Source organism: Rhizobium vallis, from assembly GCF_003985155.1.
GTDB lineage: Bacteria > Pseudomonadota > Alphaproteobacteria > Rhizobiales > Rhizobiaceae > Rhizobium > Rhizobium vallis.
The window spans coordinates 376,762-402,260 of sequence record NZ_ML133688.1; the positions used below are offsets into that span (position 1 = coordinate 376,762).

The window sequence follows — 25,499 nt, forward strand, 5'->3', positions numbered from 1 at the left end:
TTGCGGCTACGAGAAAATCGCATAAGACAGATTATGGAACTAAAGAATGTCGTTACGTTACAATGACATGTCTGGCTGTGCTCCCATGTTGGCGATAACGCCAGCCGCATGCTCATTGCGACATTTGAAGTGAAAGCTCGCCTGTGGCTCGACGCTTCTAATCCTGAAGCGTTGGAACGTCTTTTGATGGTCTTTGCAGTTCCAGCGCGGCAGCGGATGACGCTGCATCGGCCGGTCCGCCGGAAACATGGACTGTCGGAGTTGCAAACTGAATGCCTTTATCCGCGAATGTCTTCTTGAGCATGGCAAGGGCTTTTCGGCGAACGCCGAATTGTTCGCCGGGTTTCGCCATGAACTTCAGCCGAATTTGCACGCCATAGTCGGCCATCTGCTCGATCCCCTGCATTTTCAGGGGCTCGATGATGTTAGGCCCAAGTTCAGGATCCTCTAGCAGTTCGACGCCGATGCGCTTGATGGTCTTGCGAACCTCCTCGAGGTCGCTGTCATAGTTCAAGGTGAGCGTAATGATGTCGATAACCCAGTCGCGGCTGAGGTTCTGCACCGCGCCGAGTTCACCGAAAGGAACGATGGTGACCGGGCCGCGGTGGTGTCGCAAGCGGATCGATCGCAGCGAAAAGCCTTCAACGGTACCCTTGTATTTTGCAGCCTGGATATATTCGCCGATGCGAAAGGCATCGTCGAACAGATAAAAGACGCCGGAGATAATGTCCTTGACGAGTGTCTGGGCACCGAAGCCGACGGCTATGCCGACGACGCCAGCGCCCGCAAGCAGCGGTCCGATCTGAATGCCAACGGCATCCAGGATCATCAGGAAGCCAACCGCTCCGATCGCCAGGAAAAGCACATTGCGAAGAATGGGAAGAAGAGTATTCAACCGCTGACGCCGGCGCGCGTCGGGGCCGTCCTGATGTCCCGCCTGCGCACTTCGCGACGCCACCGCCATCTGAGTGTCGATCAGCGTGCTTACGAGTTTCCAGATAACGTCGGTCACCAGCAATACGATAACGATGCGGATTCCTGCGCGGATCAACCGCGTGGTCACCGTTTCGGCTGCGGCGAGGTCGCTGAGGTTGACATTCCATGAGCGGGCAATGAGCAGCGCAGCAACCACAATGAGGCCGTTGCGCAGCGTTTGCATGATGACGACAGACCATCCGACGATGGTGGGATCTTCGACCGCCTGCCCCTCCCCGGATTGTATAATGCGGCGAATGATATCATGCGCCACCGAAACGGTCAGCGGCAGCAGCGTGATGATGACCACCGTCCAGAATGCGCCGCGGAGCCCGGACACCCACAACAGCCACGACAGTATGATGCTCGCGCTGAAGCCGACACAGACCAGCCGGCTTACGGGCGGTCCGTCGGAGCGAAAGTGCCGCAGCCAAATCATGACGATCAAAGCGATTGAAACGACACCGAACCATGCCGCGGTAAAGAGGTCGACCAGGATGGGTGAAGCCCCGATCGTCCGTATCACTGCGATGGTGGCCCAGCCAGCCGCCAGCACTGCGACGATTCCGAGGAGCCAGTAATACCAGAACCAGGCAAGCGACGTGACAAGCGTCAGAAGCCGCATATGTGGCAGGCGGGCGCCTGGCGCTATGACAACGCGGCCCACAAGCACGCCAAGGCGCACCATGAGCGCGGCCGATAGCAGGATGATTGCCACATCGCGAAACACGGCAGGCCACGGAAAGAGGATAAACGCGCCGAGGCTTCCGATCAGGTAGCCGACCAACGCGAGAAGACCCATTGAAAGCCGGGCCGCGTGAAGCTTGATACGCTGCCGGACAGTGTCGGCGGGCGCGGTCAGCACGAAATGGAGGAGCCCTCGCCCTGACCACCAGGCAAGGCGCTGCGCGACGAATCCGCCTGCTACAAAGAGTATGACCGCCAAGATCAGGCCGACTGGGTCGATGCGATTATCCGTTTGGAAGACCTGGATCGCCGTTCGGATCTGCCCTGGAAGCGTTGCAATTGCATCGACGAGTGTGAGTAACCTTTGGCGCAAATCCTGCAGTGAGGTGGCAATCGACGGCGGTGCCTCCTTCTGGGTAACTGCTACCGGCTGGCCCGGCTCCTGGTTACCGGGAACCATCCGATTGACCAGCGCGCGTCCGGAATCGTCATTCGGCAGTTCGATAATAACGCGGATCGGCGCCGAGGAAGCAGAAGGTTCGGCCGCCAAGGTCGGGCTTATGCCCGCCAGCAGAAGCGTCGAAAATACTACCGCCAGGAATGTGGACATTCTCCGCAAGGGATGACGGGCGTCGTTGATGCGCATGTAATCGTGGTCCCCGGGTTTGCCATCGCTTTTGGTTGGAAGAGGCTTGGGACTTTGTGAAACGTTGCGCGATCAACGTCAATCGATGAACCCGTCGGGCGGTCGCACGCCCGCCCGCTGGCTGAAAACGCCTTAAGGTGATCTGGGTCTATATCAGGAAAGAAAAGGGCTTCGAGTTCGCCGGCAAGATCGTGCGAACAACCGCTATCCTACCGGCCATTTCCCGCATCCAGAAGCGAAATAAATGGTTGAAGAAATTGCCATATCATTCAGATAAAATTTGACTATTACAATAAAAATCTTGACGGGGCATTCGCGTCAGCGCCCGTCCCGGCTTTTGCAGCGATACGCGCAACACGGTTCGTCAAGCTCTTGCGCGCCAGCCTTCACCGCCGTCTCGTCTCGGTGAGATGGCCGGCAAAGCCGGCAAACAGCACGTGGAATGGAAGGCTTCGAACGATCCTGGCTACGACGAAGGCTGCGCTCGTCGCCGCGGCGAGCTTCAGCCAGGGATAGTCGCCCAGCTGGACATGAGCGTTTGCATCGATCGATGTCGCCTTGGCTTTCAACGCCGCCTCCGCATCTAGGCGCAGCATGTCGATGCGGGCGCTGAGCAGCCTTACCTCCCGCTGCAAAGCGGTCAAACTAGTGTCGGCCTTGTCACGCGCGGCATCGGCAAAAGGCAGTTCGCCCTCCTCGATCAACTCGTCGGGGTCGGGCGGAAGGAAGCCGTCACGATTGATGGATGATTGCATGGACATATCCTCGAATAGGTTAGCGGAACGGAGTGAGGCCCGGCGTTACCACCGGGCCTCTGGGGCATCAGTGATCGCGTCGAAAACCCTGGCTCTGTCGCGATCCGTCCTGCGACTGGCTCTGCGATTGCCGATCGGCATCGCTCGATGGCGCGGAACCGGTGCCAGTGAACGTATAGGCACGCACTTTGGCGCTTCCGTGTGTAGTGTCTCGCATCGCGACCGGACGCGCGTCTTCGGAACCGGAAAACAGATCCCGTTCTTCGAACGCGCTCTCCGATACGGCGAGATCTTCCGACGATTTGCCGCCGTGGGCAGGTCCGGCAAAGCCCGCATTCGATGCCCCTTGAAATGCGTCCTCCGACGACCAGCGATCCGCCCGCTCATCCATGTCGATGCTGCCCTCGTCGTCCAGGATATCGTGGACGGTTTCATAGAGTGCGTCATCGATGTCGCTGACCTGAACGAGGAAGCCGCCACGCCGCAATCCCTCTGCATAGACTTTCCGATCCTCGTCGGGGAAGAAGAAGTCCGCCAGCGCGTCGAAGAAGCCGCTGCGGTCGTCGCTCATCACGCCGGCATTTTTTCCATCCGCCTCATATCCCGGCATCAACCGTATCCTCGCGGTCGGCACACCCGCATCTTCAAGGCGAGAGACTGCGGATTCGGCTTGCGATCGGCTGTCGAAAAATGCGGCGAGGCTGCCGCTGCCTGCCGGGCCTGAGAAGGCTGGGTTGGTATCCTTGTAAATGTTGCTCACGGGGCGCTCCTCTCGATGTAAATACAGCCGTCGATCCGGCCTGGTTTCCTGACTGGAAGAACCGGCGGATGAGATGAATGTTCCAGGGAAATGGTAGGGGGACCGGACGGGGATGTAGGCCCCCTCGCCTCTGGTTCCATAACGCCGCCGCCTGAGCATCTCCCATGCGCGGCAGCGTGGATTGCGCGGCTTGACGTATCCTTTCGGCGGTTGACGTCAAACCCCCGAGAGGCTAGCACCCTTCTAACGCATTGGGGGTAATCACTATGGATTTCTTTACGGCAGCCGCTCTCACGGCTTTGCTGCAGGTCATCGCTATCGACCTCGTTCTCGCCGGCGATAACGCTGTGGTCATCGGCCTTGCTGCTGCCGGCCTTGAGGCGTCCCAGCGCCGCAAAGCGATCGTCGTCGGCATCCTGGCCGCGACCGTCCTGCGTATCCTCTTTGCCAGCGTCGCCGTATATCTGCTGGCGATTGTCGGCCTGCTGCTGGCCGGCGGCCTGCTGCTCCTCTGGGTCTGCTGGAAGATGTGGCGCGAGCTTCGCGCCGGCCACGGCGATGCTCACGACGGGGCGAATGCCGAAGGCCTACCGAAAAAGACCTTCTTCCAGGCGGCGACCCAGATCGTCATCGCCGACGTGTCGATGTCGCTCGACAACGTGCTCGCCGTTGCCGGTGCCGCGCGCGAACATCCGGGCGTTCTGGTCATCGGCCTCGGATTGTCGATCGCACTGATGGGTATCGCCGCAAATCTGATCGCCCGGCTGCTCAACCGCCATCGCTGGATCGCCTATATCGGCCTGCTGATCATCCTCTACGTCTCGCTCGACATGATCCATCGTGGCGCAGTCGAGGTTCTGCCCTACATGCAGTAACGAGCCTAGCACCCCGCACTTGGGGTACGGGCTTAGGCCGGGACCCTGACTTCGGTCTCGAAGCTCATCTGGTCATACGCCGGTACCACATGGTCCGGCGTCTCAGCCATCACGGCGTCGTAATCGAGCGGCGTGTGCATATGCGTGAGGATCGCCCGCTTCGGTTTCAACCGGCCGATCCAATCTAGCGACTGTTCCAGCGACAGATGGCTCGGATGATAGGTATATTGCAGCGCATCGATGATCAGCACATCGAGATTGTGAAGTTTCTCGACGGTTTGCGGCGGGAAGTCGCTGATATCGCTGCAATAGGCTACATCGCCGATGCGAAAGCCAAGTGAGTAGATATCGCCGTGCTGCTGGATATGGGGACGGAAGGCGATCTTGCCTCCGGGACCACCGATTTCCAAGGGTTCGTCGAGATTTTCGATGACAACAGGCAGCACGATCGGCGGATAATTGCTGCCCGGCGGCGTTTCCAGGCAATAGCCGAAGGCGTCACGCAGCCTGTCCATCGTAAACTGGTCGGCAAAGATCGGCACCCGGCGGCGCGTATTGTGGAAATAGCCGCGCAGATCGTCGATGCCGTGAATATGGTCGGCATGCGGATGGCTGTAGAGCACGGCATCGACATGGTCGGCCCCTGCCCTGATCATCTGCTCGCGAAAATCCGGCCCGGTGTCGATGACAACGGTCGTGATACCGCCGTCCGGCGCGAATTGCTGCACCATGAAGGAGGCGCGCGTGCGCCGGTTCTTCGGATTGTCGGGATTGCAGGCGCCCCAGTCGCCGGTGATCCGCGGCACGCCGGGCGACGACGAACAGCCGAGAATGGTGAAACGCCGCCGGTAGAGCACGCCGCTAGATCCTCGGCATTTTCGAAAACAGGCGGAAAGCGTTCTCTGTCGTGATGCGCGCAACCTCCGCATAGGAAAGGCCGATCGTATCGGCGAGCACCTCGGCCGTATTCACGACATAGGACGGCTCGTTGCGTTTGCCGCGCCAGCGCTTCGGCGCGAGATAAGGTGCGTCGGTTTCCACCAGCAGCCGATCCTGCGGGATCGACTTGGCGATCTCCCGCAGCTCTTCAGATTTCGGGAAGGTCAAGATGCCCGAGAAGGAGATGTAGCCGCCGAGCGCGACGCCGGTCTTTGCCAGCTCCAGCCCTGCCGAGAAGCAATGCAGAATGAAGGGGAAGGCCCCCTTGCCCGTTTCCTCGGTCAGGATTGCGGCCATGTCTTCGTCGGCGCTGCGGCTGTGGATGACGAGCGGAAGCTGCGTTTCCCGGGCGGCGGCGATATGCCGGCGAAAGCCGGTCTGCTGGTCTTCGGGCTTCTGCGTGTCGTAGAAATAATCGAGACCGGCTTCGCCGATCGCGACGATCTTTTCATGGGCATTGGCCAGGCGCACCAGATCTTCCGTCTGGATATCGAGTTCGTCGCCGGCATTGTTCGGATGCGTGCCGACCGAGCAGAAGACGGATGGATATTTCTCGGTGATGGCGAGCAGCCCGTCGAGCTTGCGCACCCGCGTCGAGATCGTCACCATCTGGGCGACACCGGCCTGATGGGCGCGCGCGACGATCTCGTCGCGCTCCGCCTCGAAATCAGCGAAATCCAGATGGCAATGCGTATCGACCAGCACGGTCTTAAGCCTCCGGCGCCACGTAACGCGGGAAGACCGGCGTCGGCGCTTCGAGAGCCGTTCCCGCAACGAGGCGGCCTGCCTCGCCGAGGGCGGCAAAATCACGCTTCTCAGCCGGCGCGGCCACGAGATCGAGCAGTTTGCCCGATGAATCCGGCATGAAAGGCTGCAGCAGGATCGCGATCTGACGCACGACTTCAGCAGTCACATAGAGCACCGTGCCCATACGCTCCGGATCGGTCTTCTTCAGCGCCCACGGCGCCTGGCCGGCGAAATAACGGTCGGTCTCGGAGACGACCGCGATGATCGAGGCGAGCGCCCGGTGGATCTGCTGCTTGCCCATGTCTTCGCGCGTCGAGGCATGCAGCGCGTCGGCCTGCGCCAGCATCGCCTTGTCCTCCTCGGTCAGCGGTCCGCATTCCGGGATCTTGCCGTCGCAGTTCTTGACGATCATCGACAGCGACCGGCTGGCGAGATTGCCGATGCCGTTGGCGAGGTCGGAATTGATGCGCGTGCCGATCGCATCTTCGCTGTAGCTGCCGTCCTGGCCGAAGGAGACTTCGCGCAGGAAGAAATAGCGCACTTGGTCGAGGCCGAAATGGTTCACCAGATTGACCGGATCGACGACGTTGCCGAGCGACTTCGACATCTTCTCGCCCTTGTTGAGCAGGAAGCCATGGGCAAAGACGCGCTTCGGCAGCGGCAGCTTGGCCGACATCAGGAAGGCCGGCCAGTAGACGGCGTGGAAGCGAATGATGTCCTTGCCGATGATGTGGACGTCGGCAGGCCAGTATTTCGCTCGCGGGCCGTTGCGGTCCTCGATATAGCCCGTCGCCGTGATGTAGTTGGTCAGCGCGTCGACCCAGACGTACATGACATGGGCGGGATCGTTCGGCACCTTGATGCCCCAGTCGAAGGTCGTGCGCGAGACCGAGAGGTCCTTGAGACCCGACTTGACGAAGGAGATCACCTCATTGCGGCGCTCGGCCGGACCGATGAAGTCAGGGTTGGCTTCGTAATGCGCCAGTAGCTTGTCCTGGTATTCGGAAAGCTTGAAGAAATAGCTTGCCTCTTCCACCCACTCGACGGGCGTGCCCTGTGGCCCGTAGCGCACGCCGTCGGCGCGCAGCTCCGTCTCGTTTTCCTGGTAATAGGCTTCGTCGCGCACCGAATACCAGCCGGCATAGCTGTCCTTGTAGATGTCACCGTTATCGGCCATCAGGTTCCAGATATTCCGCGACGTCTCGTGATGACGCTCCTGCGTGGTGCGAATGAAATCATCGTTCGAGGCGTTGAGCAGCGTCGCCATCGCCTGGAATTCGCCGGAATTGCGATCGGCGAGCGCCTGCGCGCTGATCCCCTCGGCGCGCGCCGTCTGCTGCATCTTCTGGCCGTGTTCGTCGGTGCCCGTCAGGAAGAACACATCCCTGCCGTCCAGTCGCTGGTAACGCGCCATCGCATCCGTCGCGATCAGCTCGTAGGCATGACCGATATGCGGCTTGCCGTTGGGATAGGAAATCGCGGTGGTGATGTAGAAAGGTGTCTTGTCTGTCATGGCGGCCAATGTCCGGCTAACTCTATAAAAATGGTCAGCCGCTCTTAGCGCATGTCACCGTCAAGCGAAACATCAAGTTTTGTCGCCGCCAATGATTTCCGGGACCCCGGCGTGTGAACTTGACTCATGTTCTGCCGCCATTTACCCGTCATGGAAAAGAGGGCGGGACTGAACGAAGTGCCAGTTTTCATTTATCGGAAGCGGCGTAGCCGCGCGCCGTCGGGGGCGCTTGATTGACATTCGAGCCTCTCTATTCGCTCTCGGGCCTCTGCGTCGGCGCGCTCGTCGGCATCACTGGCGTTGGCGGCGGGTCGTTGATGACGCCCCTGCTGGTGCTGCTTTTCGGCGTCCATCCGGCGACCGCCGTCGGCACGGATCTTCTCTACGCGGCGATCACCAAGACGGCCGGCACCGCCGTTCACGGCATGCACGGGCGCGTCAACTGGAAGATCGTCGGCGGCTTGGCCGCTGGCAGCGTGCCGGCGGCGCTGCTGATGCTGTGGCTGCTGGCCGGCGTCGATCGCAAGAGCATCGGCGTCACCAATACCATCACGACCGCGCTCGGCTGGCTTCTCGTCATGACCGCGATTATGCTGGTCTTCCGAGGCCAGATACTCGAATTGGCGCGCCGCGCCATCGGCCAACGCACGCCGCCGCGGCCGGCGACGATCATCGCCTTCACCGTCGCTCTCGGCTTCCTGCTCGGCGTTCTCGTCACCTTGACCTCGGTCGGCGCCGGTGCGCTGGGCGTGACGATCCTGCTGGTCCTCTATCCCAGGCTCGACGTGCGCGAGATCGTCGGTTCCGACATCGTCCATGCCGTCCCGCTGACCCTGATCGGGGGCATGGGGTACTGGTTTATCGGTGAGATCGATTGGGCAATGCTGTTTGCCCTGATCGTCGGCTCGATCCCCGGCATCATTGCCGGAAGCCTCCTGGCGCCGAAACTGCACGAGCGCACCATCCGCATCGTCCTGGCCGCTACCCTCTCCGTCGTTGCATGGAAGCTGCTGGCCGGCTGATCAGAGGCCCGGCTGCTTGATATCGGCCAGAATGCTGATGATCGTCTGCTTGCGGTCGAGATTGTAGCCGTCGGAAATGGCGAGCCGCTCGGTGATCTCGGAATAGAGCCGTGCCAGCCGCTCTGCCGCGGCGATCCGCCCTTCGCCTGCCGCCGCCCGCGCCCGGTTCATGATGTCGTCGCCAATGTGACCGACGAAGAAATCGAAGATCGTGTCGCTTTCCCTGCCCGAAAGCGCGTCGGCCAGCCGATGCATCGCCTTGCGCGCCGCCGGCCCCTCGGCGGAAAGCATCTCGTCATAGGCGGCGATGATCTCGCCGCCGCCGTAATTCAAGAGTTTCAGCGCCTCGCCGACGCTGCCCTTCGCGGCCGAAAGCACCGCCCCGCCCTCGCCTGATATGCCGAGATGGGCAAGTGCGGCGATTAGCGCGTCATCCGTAAGCGGCGCCAGTTTCAGCGGCAGGCAACGTGAGCGGATCGTCGGCAGCAATCTGCCCGGCGCATGCGACAGCACCAGAAACAGCGCCCGCTTTGGCGGCTCCTCCAGGATCTTCAGGATAGCGTTGGCCGCATTGCGGTTCATATCGTCGGCCGGGTCGATGATGACGATCCGCCAGTTGCCGGTGCCCGACGTCTGCGAGAAGAACTTGCCGGCGCGGCGTACCTCATCGACCGTGATCGCCGATTTCACCTTGCCGGTCTTTTCATCCACCGGCCGGGCAAGGTGCAGGAGATTGTGCGAGGCGCCGGAGACGATCTGCCGGCTCACGGGAGAGGCAGGATCGGGATCGCCGATCGTTTCCGGCGCGGTGTCGGGATCGGGATGCGAGAGCACGTGATTGGCGAAGCGGAAAGCGAGCGTCGCCTTGCCGATGCCCTCAGGCCCTTCGATCAGGATGGCGTGATGGCCCTTGCCCGACCGGTAGGATTGCGCGAGGAACGCCTCCGCCTCCTCATGGCCGAACAGCTTGGTGTTTTCCGCCGGCCAGATTGCGCCGTCGAGCAGTCCGGGCCTTTCCTCACTCATGGTGGGCGGCTTCCGGTGTCCTGACAGGGCCTGATGGCGCCAGCAGTTGCTTGACGATCGTCAGGATCTCGGCGGCGATCGCCTCCTCCGCCTGCATGGCGTTGATCACGTGGCAGCGCTCCGGCTCGCGGGCGGCGATATCGAGAAAGGCCTCGCGCCGCTTCTCGTGTGTTTCGAGCCGCTCCTTCTCGAAACGGTCGGGACCGTCGGCGGCAGCGCGCTTCTGCGCCCGCTCCAGTCCGATCCTGGCAGGGATGTCGAGTATCACAGTGCAATCGGGCATGACGCCGTTGATGGCGATGCGCTGCAGGGTCTCGATGAAATCGGGCTCGAGATTGCCGGTAATGCCCTGGTAGACGCGGGAGGAATCCATGAAGCGGTCGCAGAGCACGACCTTGCTTGCGGCAAGTGCCGGCCGGATCACCTCTTCGACATGATCGTTGCGCGCTGCGGCAAAAAGGATCGCCTCCATTCGCGTGCCGAAGGCTTCGGCAGCGCCCGAGAGCAGCACATGTCGCACGGCCTCCGCGCCCGGCGATCCGCCCGGCTCCCGCGTCATCAGCACATCGTGACCTTCGCCCTTCAGCGCTGCGGCGAGGCGGCGGATCTGCGTGGATTTCCCAGCACCCTCCCCGCCTTCAAACGTAACGAACAATCCCGCACCGGATGACAATGACAGCTTCCCGCATTCCGGGCGCCGCATGCGCCCTGCCTCTTCTATCTATCCGAAGATACCAGGGAGGAAAACCTTTTGCCGCGGCGACATATTCACCTTTCCCGGCAAATTGCATCGGAAAGAGGGCGTCAGCCGGGCGCGGACTTGTCCCAGAGCCAGGAGAAGAACAGCGATTCGCCGAGTTCCAGCACGGCGTCGACCGCCCGGCTGCTGAGCGAGCCCTCGTCCACCGCTTGCACGGTATAGAGCGGCACTTCCCTGAGCAGCCGGCTGCCGGCAAAGATCCTCAGCGTGCCCGCCTGGTAATCCGGCTTGACCGGCGCCGTCAGCGGCCAGTGATAGACGATGCGCGCCGATAGCCGGTCGGGATTGCTGATCGGAATATAAACGCTGACCGGCGCCCTGGCGACGAGATCGACGGTGCGCGCCGTGCCGCCGTAGACGCTGGCTGCGCCGATGACTTCCTTGTCGGCGAATATCTGCCGGCTCTCGAAGGCTGTCAGCCCCCATTCAAGCACGCGCTTGGCTTCCTCCGTCCGCTCCTTGTCGGAAGCGATGCCGGCAAGCGCCAGAAACAGCCGTCTGCCGTCGCGCTCAACCGAAGCGACGATCGAATAGCCCTCGCCTTCGGTGAAGCCGGTGGCAAGCCCGTCGGCGCCGAGATCGAACCCAAGCAGCGGATTCCTGTTTCGCTGCTGGATCTTGTTCCACTCGAATTCCGGCTGCGCGAAATAGGCATAGAGGTTCGGATAGGACTGCTGGAGAGCGGCGGCGAGCGTCACCATCTCGCGAGCCGTCACCTTGCTTTTGCCATCGGGAAGGCCGGTGGAATTGCCGAACATCGCCTTTTCCAGGCCGAGTTCGCGGGCGCGGCGCGTCATCGAATCGGCAAATTGCTGTTCGCTTCCCGCCATGCCTTCGGCAAGCACGATGCAGGCATCATTGGCGCCCTGTATGGCGATCCCCTTGATCAGGTCCTCGACGCGCACGCGCGATTTAAGCGCGGCGAACATGGTTGCCGTCCGCGACGGTGCGCCGCCCGTCCGCCAGGCATATTCCGAAACCGGATATTCGGTATCGAGCGTGATCTGGCCCTTCGTCACCGCGTCGAAAACGAGATCCATCGTCATCAGCTTGGCGAGCGAAGCCGGCGAAAAGCCCTGGTCCTCGTTCTTGGCGAGAAGCACGGTGCCGGTGGACGCCTCGATCATATAGGCCTGCGTCGCCTTGGTGGCGAAACCGACGGTGCCGCCATCGGCTGCAAGCGCGCCGGTGGCGAGCGGCATCAGGCATGCAAGAAGGCGAAGCAAAGGCTTCAGCATCGCAATTCCCATCGAACGAGCGTCTGATGTAAGGAGGTTAGAGCGAGAGGGAATCCGATGCAATTACCACGCTCAGCGCGCGGCGGATTTTGCCTGCTGACGCTTTGCCGAGGCAAGGATCGACTCCTGCGTCAGCCCGTCATTGCGCACCATGACCGCGTCGAAGGCGAGATTGACCGTCACTGTCTTCACCTCTTCGTTCTGGTAGCCGAGCGCAAGCGATCCCCCACCATAGGGGCGCTCATAGGGCATAGGGCCGATCTCCGGAAGCACAACCATCTGGTCGAAGGCCTGCATGGTATTGGCGGGGGACGCAGACGGCGCGACCAGGACATGGGCTGCCGGCGCGAGGGCGGGCGCTGAATTGTAGCGGGCGCTCGGCGTCGAGCCGGCATAAGAGGTTGCCGACATCGGCACCGGCACGTTGGCGGGCTGCGTCTCGTAGTCTTCCGCACTCTGCAACTGGTCGCGGGTGATCTTGCGGCCGTTGGAAGCGACCATCACGCCGGTTGCGATCTGCCCTTCCGGATTGATCCCCGGAAGACGGCTGCCCTTCGGCGAGTAGGACGCCATCAGGTAAGGCATGTCATGGCCGTCCATGCGGGCGCGGCCGACATATTGCACACGCACCTTGCCGGTGCCGCTGTGCTGCAGATCCAGCATGTCTGCAGTCTTGTTGGAAAGATCGATGATGCGGCCTTCGTGATAGGGGCCGCGATCGTTGACGCGCACGACGATGGACGAACCGTTCTCGAGATTGGTGACGCGCGCATAGCTCGGCAGCGGGAAGGTCGGATGGGCGGCCGAAAGATGCATCTGGTCGTAGACTTCGCCGTTTGCCGTCAGGCGCCCATGAAAGGCCGAGCCGTACCAGGAGGCGATCCCGACCTTGCTATAGGCGAAATCTTCCTTCGGATAATACCACTTGCCCTTCACCTCGTAGGGATTGCCGACCATGTAGCGGCCGCCGCCCTTCGGGATATTGTTGCCGGTGGCGACCCGCGGGCTCGCCTTGACGCCATATTCGGATTCGGAAAAATATTCTTTGCCGTGGGCTCGCTTCTTCGGAACCGCCTGTGTCGTACCGCACGCTGCAACCGTCGCGCACATCGCCGATATCGCCAGCCACCGTGCTGTCGTTGCGAATGACGCCGCCCCGTATTCCAGTTTCATATGTCCCACGCCGCTCATATGGTTAAGGAACTCTGCCCGATAATGGGTCAATAGCGCCTTATTCCCACCCGCCTAACGAGAGCTTAATCTTGCTTGCATCGTGGCAAATTTACGAACAATTTCGCAGCGATAGCGACAATTCTAATGATTATGGTTTACAGATTGCTAACGCGAGCCCCGCCGCCCTGCCCTTCAGCGGCCGCAATGAAGCCCGAAATCGTCGTGCCGAAGCGGGGCATATGGTAAACGCCTGCGGGGTCAGCGCCCCCGAAAAGCTCGGAATTGAAGCGTCAGCCGGAGCTATAGCTTTCGTTCCGCGGTGGTCTGTCGATTGCTCCTCGCATGCTTAAGTTGCTGTTGATGGCAGCTGTATCGACTGCGCTCTCTTGCTGCGTGTAGTTTGCTGCTTGACTCAAAGAAAGGTAGAAAGTTTATTTGCGGGCGTTCGGGTTGCGCCCGGCATCCTTTCCACGCTCATTTTTAAGGGGCGATCCATGGCAAATCACAAACCAACAGTGCCTAGCGTATTGATCCACGACTACTCACCAATGGAAGCCATTGAAGGAAGCCTTCTCGACAACGCGTCAGATCCGGATGGCGACCTGCTTCAGGTTCAGTTCGTCAACGGCCTGAGAATTCCCAGCAAAGCCGGTGAGCCCGGATTTCTTACCATCGAGGGCGAGCACGGAACGCTGACGATCTGGAGCGATGGCAGCTATAATTACGCGGTCGACGATCCCGCAAGCCTTGAGCCAGGTAAGGCCTTCTCCGAGAAATTCTCGTTCAAGATCTCCGACGGAAAAGGCGGCACCGACGTCGCCGATTTCAACATCGCTGTCAAAGCGCCTCCGCAAGGGCTGTATTCCATCGATTTCGAAAACGCCCCCAAGGAATATCCAGGGCAATCGGATATCGCTTCGGGTTACGCCGGCTTCAAGTTTGGCGACAAGGTCGACGGCAATCTATGGGCCGTCGCTGAAGCCGGTGGCAACGAATACGTCGTCAGCAATCCTTACAATCCCTTTTTCGATCGCGTTGACGGCAAACTCTTCACGATCGAGGGCGTCGACGTCGCCACCGTTTTTGACGCCGGTTACGAAGGCGTCGATGCCGTCGTTACCTTCGAGGGCTACGTCGGCGGCCACAAGGTGAGCGAGATGGCTGTAACGGTCTATGGTGACACCATTGCCGATGGCCAGCATATTTCATTGGAGGCGCTGGGAGCCGTCGACTTCGTCCGCTTCGATATCGCGCCTGAAACGGAGCCCACAGGCTTTCCGCAGCTTGCCTTCGACAACTTCACCGTCCTGGTGTGATGATAGCCGGGAAGCGGCCGTTGAAGCCGCTTCTCCTCTCGCCAGGCGCTCTCCAGAAGGTCTGATTTATTCATCTGCGGCGATGAGTTGAACGCTGCAGAACAAGTTGACGCTGCGGTCAAAGCTGCTACAAAGCCCGCCAGCAAGTGAATGGGTAGCAAATCGGTAGAAACACCGATCCAAAAGAAACGCCGAAACGGAATTTCTTTGGGCTTTCCAATTGCATGGAAGAGTGTCCGAGTGGTTTAAGGAACCGGTCTTGAAAACCGGCGTGCGGGAAACCGTACCGTGGGTTCGAATCCCACCTCTTCCGCCACCTCCCGTCTTGTTCAACCCGCACTATTGACCGCCTGCCATTGGTTCAGCCCTCCAGTTGAGCGGTGAGCCACACGACTATCTGCACTAGGGAAGATTTTCAGGCCGAGTTGTCGGGATTACTGACGGCAAGGGCGTGCATGCCAGACCCGGCGCCGATCATTCTTACTGGAATGACGGGGTGAAGCTCGTTCACGAGAGGTGCGAGTATATCAGGAGGCCAATGGACCCCCAGAATAAAAGCGGCGTAAGGATCATTGCCGCAACGAAGATTTTGGTCACAGAAAAACTCCGAAACGCCAACCGTAGCGCAGAGATCTACGGCAGTGACCAACGCTTTGGTATGGGCACGAAGTCCAGGATGGATCGGACCTTGGTCTCAGTTTTCTGGCGCGGAAACATCTCCAGCTACCCGAGCCCTGGTGCTCGGCGTCGCCGGTAAGTTCCGGCCGCGATGACGAGTGCGGCGGCGATCAGTGCAACTGAGACAGCGAAGGTGGTCCGCATGCCAGACGCAACGGCTTCGGGATGCGCGATCGCGATGTCCGATGTCGCCGAGGCAAGCGCGCCTGGGCGCCGATTGGCTGAAGGGAACGGTTTGCGCCAAGGCAGCAAGGCTCCGCCTATCCCGATATCTTGTCATATAAGCACGTTCGAAAGATTGCTATTGTAGCTTCACCGATCAACGGCAGAACCATTAAAATCCAAGGAGGATACGATGCATATCATCTGGGACTTTCTGACGATTCTGCTGACCATCGGCTCGCTTTATGGCGGTCGCGAATATCGAATCATTCGCGCTCGTGCCCGTGCCCAGAACTGGGGCAATTTCTGACTTGATTCCGGTGACCGTTGCCCGAGGGGCTCGGTCGCCTCGAAGGACGTAAGGTTATGCGCTCAAGAAAGTGCATGACTCGCTAAAAAGACGGCTTCTGTCCGTCATTCTCTCTGTTAGTCAGGCCCGCCTCACCCCAGGCGGGCCTTTTTCGTCGAAGGAGCAACGCGGCCGTACTAAGCGGCGCTGTCGTCTCCTGGATTACTTCTTCGCACCGGCTGAGAGCACCCGATGTGTCGCATTGTCCAATGCGTGGCTTGTTTCCTGCCCGTCCTTCTTCAGTCCGCGCGCGGTGTTGCCGCAACCGGAAAGCGTGAGCAGGCAGATGCAGGCAAGGGCGATGGCAGCTTTGGGCATCAAGTGTTCCCCCGATTGAATCGTGATCAGGAAAGAATGATGCAATCCGCGCCAAAATCAATCCGCCGACAAGCGGCGGGATAGGGCAAAAATCGGCCGCCTATCCGATGATGCCGTCATTGGCGCCGGGAATCGACCACGCAGCGGTCGATGGTGGTCTACGCCATGGAAACAAATTACGCCAATTGCCGGATCGATGTTCTTGTTTTCGAGGGAGAAGAACAATCCATCCAGTATTATTGTTCAACCAAAGGCGGATGAACTTAGCCTAAGGTATTATTTTAAATTTTACTTAAATCTCACACTTAACTATCTGTTAACAATAGTCTTGCACGGCGTCCACTTCAGCTTATTCTTTACTCAAAACGGGGGAGAAAAAGATGTTTAGCCAAAGCCTCATCATGCCTTTCGGCTTCGCGGCGCTTGCGATCGCCGGCCTTCTGTTCCAGCTCGCCGTTCATGCGCTGGAGACGCCGATCACCCTGCTTGCATCCGTGAATGCGGTTTAAGTTCCTCTGGGAGTGGAACTTTTCTTCATTTCGTGCATCATTCGAGTCGTTTTGTCAGGAGGGAAACACCATGGAAAACGCAGGCGTGGGTTGGATTGCGGCCATCATCATCGGCGGTATCGCCGGATGGCTGGCGGAAAAAGTCATGAGCAGCAACATGGGTCTGCTCATGAACATATTGCTCGGCATTGTCGGCGCCATCGTCGCCAACTGGCTGCTGGGGCTGTTGCACATCCAGCCGCTGGCCGGCTGGCTGGGTTACCTGATCACCGGTTTCGTCGGCGCTTGCATCTTGATCTTTATCGGGCGCCTCATCCGCCGCTAGCCAAACCAACCATTCGGAACGGCAAAAGCCGGGCGTTCATAGCGCCCGGCCTTTCCTTGTCCGATTTCCGAGTTCAGCGGCGGCTCAGCAGGCCGAAAAGATAGGCGACGCCTGCCGTCACCGCGAGTGCCATGAGCGGTTCTTCGCGAACCTTGTCGCGCAGCTGTTCCGTCATCAGCGAAGCCTCGTCGGTAACCACAGACTTTGCCCCCTGCCCCAGCGCCCGCACGCTTTCGGTAAGCCTGGAGAGGTCTTCGCGCAGCGCCGTGACCTGCGCCGACAGATCGTCTGCTGCGATATCCGCCTTGACGCGCGCAGCGGTGGATTCGGCGGAAGCGGTTTTCAATTCTGCCATGGTCTGCTCCTGTTTCATGGGATGCCGCTTCAACGAAATGACGGCCGGAAAGGTTCCGCCGGAGCCGTTCTTTTGTTGCGTGTCCCGGCCGCGCCCGCCGCGCGTTGCTCGACGCAGCTTTTCGCGCGACAAACCCTTCATTTCCTGTCGGGTTTGTTCTAAGGAACGTCGAATGTCTGCCCGCTTGCGGGTCAATGTTACTGCGAGGTTTGCGTTTCCATGTTCGATATCCTGAGAAGAGCCGCTCAGACCTGGGTTGCCAAGCTGCTGATGCTTCTGCTGGTCGCCTCCTTCGGCATCTGGGGTGTATCCCGGTCGCTGATCACGGGCGGCAACAGCACCACGGTCGTGGCCGTCGGCGATCAGCATGTGGATGTCAACGAATTCCACCTCGCCTACCAGCGCCAGGTGGCAAGCCTCAGCCAGCAATTCGGCACGCGCCTCACCCCCGAGCAGGCCCGCGCCTTCGGCGTCGAGCAGCAGGTGCTCTCCCAGCTCGTCGCCGGCGCCTCGCTCGACCAGCTCGCCGAAGATATGAATCTCGGCCTCTCCGAGGATCGCCTCGCCCAGCTGATCGGCGACGATCCGGCCTTCAAGGCCGTCAACGGCAAGTTCGACCGCGAACTCTTCATCTCGCGCCTGCGCAATGCCGGCATCCGTCAGGATGACTACATCAAGGAGCGCAGCAAGGTCGCCGTGCGCAGCCAGATCGTCGACGCCGTCTCCAACGGCTTCTCCGCGCCGAAGACGCTGGTCGACGCCCTGAAGCTTTATGGCAATGAAAGCCGCAGCGTAGACTATCTGCTGCTCACCAACGCCAATATCGAGCCGATCAAGGCGCCGGCCGACGACGTGCTGGCGACATGGTTCGAGGGTGTCAAGCAGCGTTACCGCGCGCCGGAATACCGCAAGCTCATTTATCTCAAGCTGCAGCCGGTCGATATCGCCGATGCCGCTACCGTCAGCGACGATCAGATCCGCGAGGCGTTCGACAAGGGCAAGGATGCCTATCGCACACCGGAAAGCCGCACCATCGAGCAGCTGACCTTCGCGAGCAAGGATCTTGCCGCCGCCGCCGCAACCGCGCTGAAGAGCGGCACCAGCTTCGACCAGCTGGTTTCCGATCAGGGCAAGACGGCAAGCGACGTGCTGCTCGGCGAATTCACCAAGGACAAGGTTCCGGATCAGGCGGTTGCCGACGCCGCCTTCGCGGTTGCGACCGATGGCGGCACGACCCCGGTCGTCGACGGCTCCTTCGGTCCGGTCATCCTACGCGTCACCAATATCAAGCGGGAGACGATGAAGAATTTGGACGAGGTGAAGGAAGATATCCGCAAGCAGCTGGCGCTTGCCAATGCCTCCCAGGAGGTGATCAATGTTCATGACCGCATCGAGGACCTGCGCGCCGGCGGCGCCACGCTGGAGGATATCGCCAACCAGCTGAAGCTCAAGGCCGTGACCGTCGATGCCGTCGATATGACTGGCGCCGGCAAGGACGGCAACGAGATCAAGGATATTCCGATCAAGCAGCAGTTGCTCGGTGAAGCCTCCAAGACCGAGGTCGGCGTCGATGCGCCGCCGCTTCCGATGGGCAATGACGGCTACGTCTGGTTCAATGTCCGCGAAATCACGCCGGATCGCGAGCGCCCGGTCGCCGAAGTGCGCGAGAAAGCCGTCGAGGACTGGACTGCGGAACAGCAGAAGGCAGCACTCGCCAAGAAGGCCGAAGAATTGAAGGCCGAGGCGGCGAAGGGCACCGCCCTTGCCGATATCGCAGCGCCGCTTGGAATTGCCGTCGAAAGCAAAAGCGGATTTACCCGCTCCACCGACGATCCGGTCCTCGGTCGCGCCGGTATCAGCGCCGCTTTCTCCGGTCCCGTCGATACGGTCGCGGGTGCAGTGGGAGCCGATCCTTCGACGCAGATCCTGATGAAGGTCACCGAGGTCAATGCTGAGCCGACCGGCGACGCGCTGAACAATCGCGATGCCCAGATTACGGCCATGGCCAATGCCGCCGGCGACGATATTCTCGATCAGATGGTCAACTTGCTGCAGACGCAGTACGGCGCTCAGATCAACCAGAAGCTCGCCGAACAGGCGACGCTCCGCTAGGAGGCTTGGAAACCGCATGACCGATCTGAAGCCGCTTCTCGCCAAGGCAGCAAGCCGCGAGCCCCTGACCCGTGACGAGGCCCGCCAGGCCTTCGATATTCTGATGTCCGGCCAGGCAACGCCTTCGCAGATCGGCGGCTTCCTGATGGCGCTCCGCGTTCGTGGCGAGACGGTCGACGAGATCGTCGGTGCCGTCACCACGATGCGCTCCAAGATGTTGCGGGTGGAAGCGCCCGCTGACGCGATCGATATCGTCGGCACCGGTGGTGACGCCAGCGGCACCTATAACATCTCGACGCTGGCGGCGCTGATCGTCGCCGGCGCCGGCGTTCCGGTCGCCAAGCACGGCAACCGGGCGCTGAGCTCCAAATCCGGCGCCGCCGACAGTCTTGCGGCCCTCGGCGTCAATCTCGAGGTTAGTCCCGAGATGATCTCGCGCTGCATTGCCGAGGCTGGCGTCGGCTTCATGTTCGCGCAGCAGCATCATTCGGCCATGCGCCATGTCGGTCCCACGCGCGTCGAACTCGGCACCCGTACCATCTTCAATCTGCTTGGCCCCCTCTCCAATCCGGCGGGCGTCAAGCGCCAGCTTCTCGGCGTTTTTGCGCCGCAATGGGTCGTGCCGCTTGCCGAAGTCATGCGCGATCTCGGCTCCGAAAGCGTGTGGGTCGTCCATGGCGATGGCCTCGATGAAATCACCACGACCGGCAAGACCAGTGTTGCCGCACTCGAAAACGGTCAGATCCGCACCTTCGAGCTGTCGCCGGCCGATTTCGGTCTGGCGTCCTGCGTGCTCGCCGATATCAAGGGCGGCGACGGTACCGTCAATGCCGCCGCCCTCCGGGCTGTGCTTGCGGGCGCCAAGAACGCCTATCGCGATATTGCGCTCGCCAATGCCGCCGCTTCGCTTGTGATCGCAGGCAAGGTCGGAACGATCCTTGACGGCATGAAGCTTGCAACGGAATCGCTCGATACCGGCGCCACGGCCTCCGCGCTCGACAAACTCATCGCTGTTTCCAACGATATCGACTAGGATCGCCTCATGACCGATATCCTCAAGAAGATAGAAGCCTACAAACGTGAGGAAATCGCTGCCGCCAAGGCGAAGACCTCGCTGGCTGACCTGAAGGCCATGCAGGCCGGTCAGTCCGCCCCGCGCGGTTTCCACAAGGCGCTCGTCGCCAAGCGCGATGCAGGTCACTTCGGCCTCATCGCCGAGATCAAGAAGGCAAGCCCCTCCAAAGGTCTGATCCGGCCGGATTTCGATCCGCCGGCGCTTGCAAAGGCCTATGAAGCCGGGGGCGCTGCCTGCCTTTCGGTTTTGACCGACACTCCGAGCTTCCAGGGCGCACCGGAATTCCTGACGGCAGCGCGCGCTGCCTGCGCCCTGCCCGCGCTGCGCAAGGATTTCATGTTCGAGACCTATCAGGTCCATGAGGCGCGCGCCTGGGGCGGCGACTGCATTCTGCTCATCATGGCCTCGCTGACGGATGACGATGCCGAACGTCTTCAGGACGAGGCTTTCTCGCTCGGCATGGATGTGCTGGTCGAAGTTCACGACGCGGCGGAAATGGAACGCGCGCTGAAGCTTTCCTCGCCGCTTATCGGCATCAACAACCGCAATCTGCGCACCTTCGATGTCAGCCTAACGGTCAGCGAGACGCTGGCGGCCATGGTTCCTGATGATCGATTGTTGGTCGGCGAAAGCGGCATCTTCACCAATGCCGATTGCAAGCGCCTGCAGGCCGTTGACATCAACACCTTCCTCGTCGGCGAAAGCCTGATGCGTAAGGATGATGTGACGGCCGCCACCCGCGTCCTGCTTTATGGCGAAGCCGCCATCGCGGCCGAATGATATGAGCGGCGCAAAGCCCGGCCTTACCCATATCGGCGCCTCCGGCGAGGCGCATATGGTCGATGTTTCCGACAAGGCCGAGACTGTGCGCATTGCCACTGCCGAGGGCCATGTGAAGATGGCGCCGGAAACGCTTGCGCTCATCCGGGCAGGTGATGCGAAGAAGGGTGACGTCATCGGAACGGCGCGCCTTGCCGGCATCATGGCGGCAAAACGCACCGCCGATCTCATCCCGCTCTGCCATCCGCTGATGCTGACGAAGGTCGCGGTCGAGATCGAGGAAGACGCCACTCTGCCTGGCCTGCGGGTGAGAGCGACCGCCAAGCTCACCGGCAAGACCGGTGTGGAGATGGAAGCGCTGACCGCCGTTTCGGTCGCTTGTCTGACGATCTACGACATGGCCAAGGCCGCCGACAAGACAATGGAGATCGGCGGCGTCAGGCTGCTCGAAAAATCCGGCGGCAAATCCGGTTATTTCCGTCGCCCGGAGGCGAAATGAACCTTCTACCGGTCGCCGAGGCCCTGAGCCGCTTGCTCTCTCGCGCAAAACCCGTCGCGGCATCCGAGACGCTGCCGCTTGCCGAGGCGGAGGGCCGGGTCCTTGCCGTCGATCTCAAGGCCGGCCTGACCCAGCCGCCTTTCAATGCATCTGCCATGGATGGCTATGCTCTGCGCCGCCAAGACGCGCCGGAGCCGGGCGCCGTGCTGAAGGTCATCGGCATCTCTTCCGCCGGCCGCGGCTTCGAAGGAAGCGTCGGCAAGGGCGAGGCTGTCCGCATCTTCACCGGCGCGCCCGTCCCGTCAGGCGCCGACAGCGTCCTCTTGCAGGAAGATGCCGAGAAGATCGAAGGCGGCATCAAAACGAATTTCCCCGTACGTCAGGGCCAGCATGTGCGTCCCCGCGGCCAGGATTTCGTCGAAGGTGAAGCCGTGTTGCTCGCAGGTGCCGTGCTCGATTTCTCGCGGCTGACGGTCGCTGCCGGCATGAACCGGCCTGATGTCGAAGTGCTGCGCCGTCCGGTGATCGCCATCCTCGCAACCGGCGACGAACTGCTGCCGCCCGGAAGCGCGCCCGGCCCTTCGCAAATAATCGCGTCGAACACATTCGGCGTCGCAGCCCTTGCCCGGCGGGCCGGTGCCGACGTGCTCGATCTCGGCATCGTGCCTGACAATAAGGCCAAGATTACCGCCGCGATCGACAAGGCGCGGGACGCCAAGGTCGATGTCATCGTCACGCTCGGGGGCGCGTCGGTCGGCGACCATGATCTGGTGCAGGCCACGTTGCTCGAAGCAGGCATGCAGCTCGATTTCTGGCGCATCGCCATGCGGCCCGGCAAACCGCTGATGGTCGGCAGCTTCGGCGCGACGCATGTGCTCGGCCTGCCCGGCAATCCGGTATCGAGCCTCGTCTGCTCGCTGCTCTTCCTGGAGCCGCTGATTCGCAAGCTCGCCTCCCTGCCGCCAGTGCGGCGCGAGGCAATGGTGGAGGCGGCCGTGACACTGCGCGCCAATGATCACCGGCAGGACTATATCAGGGCCAAGCTTTCGAAATCCGGTGCCGGCAACTGGCTGGTCGAACCCTTCGACAAGCAGGATTCCTCGATGATGAAAACCTTTGCCCGTTCGGATTGCCTCATCATCCGCCCGCCGCATGCGCCGGAGCTGCCGGCCGGAGCACCCTGCCCGGTCATGCTGCTGCGTCCGGATCTCCAGGTATAGCTTCGCCTTTAGCGGTTTCAGGAAAGCACGAACACGCTGGCCTGCGCCGCCCGGTCGGCTGCGCCGAAGTCCGCAACCGCATGGGTGGCGATTCGGCGGAGTTCGTCCTGCGGCAGATATATCCGCTCGGGATCGCCGATCAGCACCTCGATGCCGCTGGCCTGGCAACGCCTCAGGAAGGTCATCACCTTTAAGGCAAGTGTGGGATCGTAGAACAGGTCGCCGACGACGAGGAGATCAGTTTCCGGCGGCGAAGCCTCGATGATATCGGCGGCGACTGCCGCGATGCTCACGCCGTTGATCGCCGCGTTGAGACCGATTGCGGCAATGGCATTGGCATCGATATCGATCGCCGTCACTGCCTCTGCCCCGGCCTTTGCCGCCGCGATGGCAACGAGCCCGGAGCCGGCGCCGAGATCGACGATACGGCGGCCGGCAACCGTCTCCGGCCGGTCAAGCAGGTGGCGGGCAAGCACCGCGCCGCCGGCCCAGGGATAGGCCCAGTATGGCGGGGGATAGGCTTCTTCACGGCCGGCAAGCCGCCAGAGCCCGCTCGCAGGCCCGGCGGTGTGCAGCAGGATCTCGGGGATAGAGGGAACAGTCGATATCGGCAGGTTGGCCTTGATGAAGGCGGCTGGATCTGGACGCCGCATGCCGGAGCGTTTCATCGTCTTCTGATCCTGCCGATCATCAAGTCATGCTGGAAACGAAATCAGCTGGGCTTCTTCTTCGAGAATTTGCCTTTCGGTCCAGCTCCGCCCTTGCCTTCATATTTGCCGCCTTCGGATTTCGGCTTGTCGTATCTGGGCTTGTCGGCTTTCGGACCGTCGAAACCGGGCTTGCCCGGCTTCTTGCTCCAGGGCTTGGTATCCCGTCTTTCCCCGCCGCTATTGTCGGCTGCAGCATATCCGCCGCCCGAACCCTTGCCGAACTTGTTCTTCGGTCGCTCGCTGCGGACTGCATCGTCCGGTCGCTCGTCACGGGATGCCTTGCCGGCATAGGGCTTCGGCGATGGCGCCCGGCTGAAGTCCGGCGTGCCGGAAAGCCGGGTCACGCGGATGCCGCGTTCGAGTGTCTTGTTCGGTCCAAGGGCCTCCTGGAAACCTTCCGCACTTGCCGCGGCAATCTCCACATAGGTTTCCTCAGGCTGCATCTTGATCGCGCCGATCTCGCGCTTCGTCACATTGCCATTGCGGCAGAGCATCGGAATCAGCCAGCGCGGCTCGGCATTCTGCTTGCGCCCGACGGAGACGGAGAACCAGACACTGGCGCCGAAATCCTCGCGCGGTCCCTTCTGCGCCGGCTCGTAGGGGGCTGCGTTGTCGCGGCGCTTGCGGCCGCGGTCATCTTGCACGGTGACCTCGATAAGGTCCTCCGGCGCCGAATGGTTGGTGCGGTAAAGACGCAGGAAGGCGGCGGCGAGTTTTTCTGCACCGTGGCTGGCGAGAAGCTGCTGCACCAGCCCCTGCTCTTCCTCTTGCGGCGCTTCTGAGAAGATCGGATCGGCGAGCAGCCGCTCATCGTCGCGCTCGCTCACCTCTTCGGCCGACGGCGGCCGCGCCCAGGCAGCCGAAATACCGGCATTCTCAAGCAGGCGCTCTGCCTTGCGACGTGCATTCAGCGGCACGATCATGGCGCTGATGCCCTTGCGCCCGGCGCGGCCGGTGCGGCCGCTGCGGTGCAGCAGCGTTTCCGGATTGGTCGGCAGGTCGGCATGGATGACGAGATCGAGACCCGGCAGGTCGATGCCGCGGGCGGCGACGTCGGTTGCGATGCAGACACGGGCGCGGCCGTCGCGCATTGCCTGCAGCGCGTGGCTGCGCTCGTTCTGCGTCAGTTCGCCGGACAGCGCCACGACAGCGAAATTGCGGTTGTTGAACCGCGCGGTCAGATGATTGACGGCAGCGCGCGTCGAACAGAACACGATGGCATTGGTCGCCTCGTAATAGCGCAACACGTTGATAATAGCGTTCTCGCGGTCGCTCGGGGCCACCATCAGCGCACGATATTCGATGTCGACATGCTGCTTTTCTTCGGCCTGCGTGCTGATGCGCACCGCATCGCGCTGATAGCTCTTGGCGAGCTTGGCGATAGCGGCCGGCACCGTTGCCGAAAACATCAGCGTGCGGCGCTCGTCCGGCGCCGAATCGAGAATGAATTCCAGGTCCTCGCGGAAGCCGAGATCGAGCATCTCGTCGGCCTCGTCGAGCACGGCCGCCTTCAGGTCCGACATGTCGAGCGCTCTGCGCCGGATGTGGTCGCAGAGCCTGCCGGGTGTGCCGACGACGATGTGAGCGCCGCGTTCGAGCGCCCGGCGCTCGCTGCGGATGTCCATGCCGCCGACGCAGCTGGCGATGACGGCGCCGGTCATCTCATAGAGCCATTCGAGCTCGCGCTTCACCTGCAGGGCAAGCTCGCGGGTCGGAGCAATAACGAGGGCGAGCGGCGCGCCGGCATTGCCGAAGCGCTCCCCGCCCTCGAGCAGCGTCGGCGCCAGCGCCAAGCCGAAGGCGACGGTCTTGCCGGAGCCAGTCTGGGCCGAGACCAGTGCGTCGGACGCGGCGAGACTGGGGTCAAGCATCGCCTTCTGCACCGGGGTGAGTTCGGCGTAACCGCGCTTCTGCAACGCCTTGGCGATCGCCGGAACGACGCCGTTGAATTCTGTCATGAGTTCGATCTTTCGGA

The 25,499-nt window shown here is 61.5% G+C and carries 24 protein-coding genes, 1 tRNA gene and 1 pseudogene; 11 read left to right on the forward strand and 15 right to left on the reverse strand.

Annotated elements, in window-relative coordinates; all coding sequences use genetic code 11:
* Positions 1–157: 157 nt before the first annotated feature.
* From EFQ99_RS11750 to EFQ99_RS11760, 3 genes are all read right to left on the reverse strand, one after another.
* Positions 158–2,308 (reverse strand): mechanosensitive ion channel domain-containing protein, encoded by a 2,151-nt coding sequence (locus tag EFQ99_RS11750; protein WP_126921205.1) that lies wholly within the window; start codon positions 2,306–2,308, stop codon positions 158–160.
* A gap of 386 nt (positions 2,309–2,694) precedes the next feature.
* The gene (locus tag EFQ99_RS11755) at positions 2,695–3,063 is read right to left on the reverse strand and encodes a hypothetical protein (protein ID WP_126921206.1); all 369 of its coding nucleotides are present in this window, start codon (positions 3,061–3,063) and stop codon (positions 2,695–2,697) included.
* A gap of 67 nt (positions 3,064–3,130) precedes the next feature.
* Positions 3,131–3,823, reverse strand: a complete 693-nt coding sequence (locus EFQ99_RS11760) for a hypothetical protein (protein ID WP_126921207.1) — start codon at positions 3,821–3,823, stop codon at positions 3,131–3,133.
* Positions 3,824–4,089: 266 nt separating this feature from the next.
* Between EFQ99_RS11760 and EFQ99_RS11765 the strand changes: the two genes are divergently transcribed.
* Positions 4,090–4,698, forward strand: a complete 609-nt coding sequence (locus tag EFQ99_RS11765; protein WP_126921208.1) for a TerC family protein — start codon at positions 4,090–4,092, stop codon at positions 4,696–4,698.
* A 32-nt stretch (positions 4,699–4,730) separates the two neighbouring features.
* Here EFQ99_RS11765 and EFQ99_RS11770 read toward each other — a convergent pair whose 3' ends face one another.
* The 3 genes from EFQ99_RS11770 to metG are packed head-to-tail and all read right to left on the reverse strand — an operon-like array spanning position 4,731 to position 7,897.
* The gene (locus tag EFQ99_RS11770; RefSeq protein ID WP_126921209.1) at positions 4,731–5,555 is read right to left on the reverse strand and encodes an MBL fold metallo-hydrolase; all 825 of its coding nucleotides are present in this window, start codon (positions 5,553–5,555) and stop codon (positions 4,731–4,733) included.
* A 4-nt stretch (positions 5,556–5,559) separates the two neighbouring features.
* Entirely contained in the window at positions 5,560–6,342 is a 783-nt protein-coding gene (locus tag EFQ99_RS11775; RefSeq protein ID WP_126921210.1) for a TatD family hydrolase, read from the reverse strand.
* Positions 6,343–6,346: 4 nt separating this feature from the next.
* Positions 6,347–7,897: a methionine--tRNA ligase gene (metG, locus tag EFQ99_RS11780; protein WP_126921211.1), complete on the reverse strand. Its 1,551-nt coding sequence runs from the start codon at positions 7,895–7,897 to the stop codon at positions 6,347–6,349.
* A gap of 233 nt (positions 7,898–8,130) precedes the next feature.
* Between metG and EFQ99_RS11785 the strand changes: the two genes are divergently transcribed.
* Positions 8,131–8,919, forward strand: coding sequence for a sulfite exporter TauE/SafE family protein (locus tag EFQ99_RS11785; protein WP_126921212.1), 789 nt, complete (start codon positions 8,131–8,133; stop codon positions 8,917–8,919).
* Here EFQ99_RS11785 and EFQ99_RS11790 read toward each other — a convergent pair whose 3' ends face one another.
* The 4 genes from EFQ99_RS11790 to EFQ99_RS11805 form a co-directional block, all read right to left on the reverse strand.
* Complete coding sequence (locus tag EFQ99_RS11790) at positions 8,920–9,945, reverse strand: DNA polymerase III subunit delta' (RefSeq protein WP_126921213.1); 1,026 nt, start codon at positions 9,943–9,945, stop codon at positions 8,920–8,922.
* Positions 9,938–10,618: a dTMP kinase gene (gene tmk, locus EFQ99_RS11795; RefSeq protein ID WP_208722744.1), complete on the reverse strand. Its 681-nt coding sequence runs from the start codon at positions 10,616–10,618 to the stop codon at positions 9,938–9,940. Before tmk ends, EFQ99_RS11790 begins: the two co-directional genes overlap by 8 nt.
* Positions 10,619–10,749: 131 nt before the next feature.
* Positions 10,750–11,943, reverse strand: coding sequence for a D-alanyl-D-alanine carboxypeptidase family protein (locus EFQ99_RS11800; protein WP_126921215.1), 1,194 nt, complete (start codon positions 11,941–11,943; stop codon positions 10,750–10,752).
* 72 nt (positions 11,944–12,015) lie between these two features.
* Positions 12,016–13,116, reverse strand: a complete 1,101-nt coding sequence (locus EFQ99_RS11805; protein WP_126921216.1) for a septal ring lytic transglycosylase RlpA family protein — start codon at positions 13,114–13,116, stop codon at positions 12,016–12,018.
* 494 nt (positions 13,117–13,610) lie between these two features.
* Between EFQ99_RS11805 and EFQ99_RS11810 the strand changes: the two genes are divergently transcribed.
* Positions 13,611–14,432 (forward strand): Ig-like domain-containing protein, encoded by an 822-nt coding sequence (locus EFQ99_RS11810; protein ID WP_126921217.1) that lies wholly within the window; start codon positions 13,611–13,613, stop codon positions 14,430–14,432.
* Positions 14,433–14,658: 226 nt separating this feature from the next.
* Positions 14,659–14,748: transfer RNA gene (locus EFQ99_RS11815), tRNA-Ser, on the forward strand.
* A gap of 407 nt (positions 14,749–15,155) precedes the next feature.
* On the opposite strand, the pseudogene EFQ99_RS35480 reads toward EFQ99_RS11815, so the two are convergent.
* Both EFQ99_RS35480 and EFQ99_RS11825 read right to left on the reverse strand, forming a co-directional pair.
* Positions 15,156–15,314 (reverse strand): annotated as a pseudogene (locus EFQ99_RS35480) (MFS transporter); the annotation flags it as partial.
* Positions 15,315–15,783: 469 nt separating this feature from the next.
* Entirely contained in the window at positions 15,784–15,939 is a 156-nt protein-coding gene (locus tag EFQ99_RS11825) for a hypothetical protein (RefSeq protein ID WP_008526318.1), read from the reverse strand.
* A 380-nt stretch (positions 15,940–16,319) separates the two neighbouring features.
* Here EFQ99_RS11825 and EFQ99_RS35990 point away from each other — a divergent pair, with 380 nt between their 5' ends.
* Together EFQ99_RS35990 and EFQ99_RS11830 are read left to right on the forward strand one after the other, a co-directional pair.
* The gene (locus tag EFQ99_RS35990) at positions 16,320–16,448 is read left to right on the forward strand and encodes a hypothetical protein (protein WP_281024226.1); all 129 of its coding nucleotides are present in this window, start codon (positions 16,320–16,322) and stop codon (positions 16,446–16,448) included.
* A gap of 70 nt (positions 16,449–16,518) precedes the next feature.
* Complete coding sequence (locus EFQ99_RS11830) at positions 16,519–16,773, forward strand: GlsB/YeaQ/YmgE family stress response membrane protein (RefSeq protein WP_126921218.1); 255 nt, start codon at positions 16,519–16,521, stop codon at positions 16,771–16,773.
* 73 nt (positions 16,774–16,846) lie between these two features.
* Here the strand turns inward: EFQ99_RS11830 and EFQ99_RS11835 are convergent, their stop codons facing one another.
* Positions 16,847–17,128, reverse strand: coding sequence for a hypothetical protein (locus EFQ99_RS11835; RefSeq protein WP_126921219.1), 282 nt, complete (start codon positions 17,126–17,128; stop codon positions 16,847–16,849).
* A 219-nt stretch (positions 17,129–17,347) separates the two neighbouring features.
* On the opposite strand from EFQ99_RS11835, the gene EFQ99_RS11840 reads away from it, so the two are divergent.
* The 5 genes from EFQ99_RS11840 to EFQ99_RS11860 are packed head-to-tail and all read left to right on the forward strand — an operon-like array spanning position 17,348 to position 22,814.
* Positions 17,348–19,240, forward strand: a complete 1,893-nt coding sequence (locus tag EFQ99_RS11840; protein ID WP_126921220.1) for a peptidylprolyl isomerase — start codon at positions 17,348–17,350, stop codon at positions 19,238–19,240.
* Positions 19,241–19,256: 16 nt separating this feature from the next.
* The gene (trpD, locus tag EFQ99_RS11845; protein WP_126921221.1) at positions 19,257–20,273 is read left to right on the forward strand and encodes an anthranilate phosphoribosyltransferase; all 1,017 of its coding nucleotides are present in this window, start codon (positions 19,257–19,259) and stop codon (positions 20,271–20,273) included.
* A gap of 9 nt (positions 20,274–20,282) precedes the next feature.
* Positions 20,283–21,095: an indole-3-glycerol phosphate synthase TrpC gene (gene trpC, locus EFQ99_RS11850; RefSeq protein ID WP_126921222.1), complete on the forward strand. Its 813-nt coding sequence runs from the start codon at positions 20,283–20,285 to the stop codon at positions 21,093–21,095.
* A 1-nt stretch (position 21,096) separates the two neighbouring features.
* The gene (gene moaC, locus EFQ99_RS11855) at positions 21,097–21,594 is read left to right on the forward strand and encodes a cyclic pyranopterin monophosphate synthase MoaC (RefSeq protein ID WP_126921223.1); all 498 of its coding nucleotides are present in this window, start codon (positions 21,097–21,099) and stop codon (positions 21,592–21,594) included.
* Positions 21,591–22,814 (forward strand): molybdopterin molybdotransferase MoeA, encoded by a 1,224-nt coding sequence (locus tag EFQ99_RS11860; RefSeq protein ID WP_126921224.1) that lies wholly within the window; start codon positions 21,591–21,593, stop codon positions 22,812–22,814. The genes moaC and EFQ99_RS11860 overlap by 4 nt, the downstream gene beginning before the upstream one ends.
* 17 nt (positions 22,815–22,831) lie before the next feature.
* Here the strand turns inward: EFQ99_RS11860 and EFQ99_RS11865 are convergent, their stop codons facing one another.
* Both EFQ99_RS11865 and EFQ99_RS11870 read right to left on the reverse strand, forming a co-directional pair.
* Positions 22,832–23,482, reverse strand: a complete 651-nt coding sequence (locus tag EFQ99_RS11865) for a class I SAM-dependent methyltransferase (RefSeq protein ID WP_126921225.1) — start codon at positions 23,480–23,482, stop codon at positions 22,832–22,834.
* A 44-nt stretch (positions 23,483–23,526) separates the two neighbouring features.
* Positions 23,527–25,482 carry a DEAD/DEAH box helicase gene (locus tag EFQ99_RS11870; RefSeq protein WP_126921226.1) on the reverse strand — a complete coding sequence of 652 codons (1,956 nt, stop codon included), beginning with the start codon at positions 25,480–25,482 and terminating at the stop codon, positions 23,527–23,529.
* Positions 25,483–25,499: the final 17 nt, after the last annotated feature.

Bases quoted from the DNA above. Each gene is read 5' to 3' on its own strand.
- EFQ99_RS11765 (WP_126921208.1), top strand. From the start codon at position 4,090: ATGGATTTCTTTACGGCAGCCGCTCTCACGGCTTTGCTGCAGGTCATC.
- EFQ99_RS11790 (WP_126921213.1), bottom strand. From the start codon at position 9,945: ATGAGTGAGGAAAGGCCCGGACTGCTCGACGGCGCAATCTGGCCGGCG.
- moaC (WP_126921223.1), top strand. From the start codon at position 21,097: ATGAGCGGCGCAAAGCCCGGCCTTACCCATATCGGCGCCTCCGGCGAG.
- EFQ99_RS11805 (WP_126921216.1), bottom strand. From the start codon at position 13,116: ATGAAACTGGAATACGGGGCGGCGTCATTCGCAACGACAGCACGGTGG.
- EFQ99_RS11860 (WP_126921224.1), top strand. From the start codon at position 21,591: ATGAACCTTCTACCGGTCGCCGAGGCCCTGAGCCGCTTGCTCTCTCGC.
- EFQ99_RS35990 (WP_281024226.1), top strand. From the start codon at position 16,320: ATGTTTAGCCAAAGCCTCATCATGCCTTTCGGCTTCGCGGCGCTTGCG.
- EFQ99_RS11825 (WP_008526318.1), bottom strand. From the start codon at position 15,939: ATGCCCAAAGCTGCCATCGCCCTTGCCTGCATCTGCCTGCTCACGCTT.
- EFQ99_RS11830 (WP_126921218.1), top strand. From the start codon at position 16,519: ATGGAAAACGCAGGCGTGGGTTGGATTGCGGCCATCATCATCGGCGGT.
- EFQ99_RS11840 (WP_126921220.1), top strand. From the start codon at position 17,348: ATGTTCGATATCCTGAGAAGAGCCGCTCAGACCTGGGTTGCCAAGCTG.
- EFQ99_RS11810 (WP_126921217.1), top strand. From the start codon at position 13,611: ATGGCAAATCACAAACCAACAGTGCCTAGCGTATTGATCCACGACTAC.
- EFQ99_RS11755 (WP_126921206.1), bottom strand. From the start codon at position 3,063: ATGCAATCATCCATCAATCGTGACGGCTTCCTTCCGCCCGACCCCGAC.
- EFQ99_RS11800 (WP_126921215.1), bottom strand. From the start codon at position 11,943: ATGCTGAAGCCTTTGCTTCGCCTTCTTGCATGCCTGATGCCGCTCGCC.
- EFQ99_RS11750 (WP_126921205.1), bottom strand. From the start codon at position 2,308: ATGCGCATCAACGACGCCCGTCATCCCTTGCGGAGAATGTCCACATTC.
- metG (WP_126921211.1), bottom strand. From the start codon at position 7,897: ATGACAGACAAGACACCTTTCTACATCACCACCGCGATTTCCTATCCC.
- EFQ99_RS11865 (WP_126921225.1), bottom strand. From the start codon at position 23,482: ATGAAACGCTCCGGCATGCGGCGTCCAGATCCAGCCGCCTTCATCAAG.
- EFQ99_RS11835 (WP_126921219.1), bottom strand. From the start codon at position 17,128: ATGGCAGAATTGAAAACCGCTTCCGCCGAATCCACCGCTGCGCGCGTC.
- trpC (WP_126921222.1), top strand. From the start codon at position 20,283: ATGACCGATATCCTCAAGAAGATAGAAGCCTACAAACGTGAGGAAATC.
- trpD (WP_126921221.1), top strand. From the start codon at position 19,257: ATGACCGATCTGAAGCCGCTTCTCGCCAAGGCAGCAAGCCGCGAGCCC.
- EFQ99_RS11870 (WP_126921226.1), bottom strand. From the start codon at position 25,482: ATGACAGAATTCAACGGCGTCGTTCCGGCGATCGCCAAGGCGTTGCAG.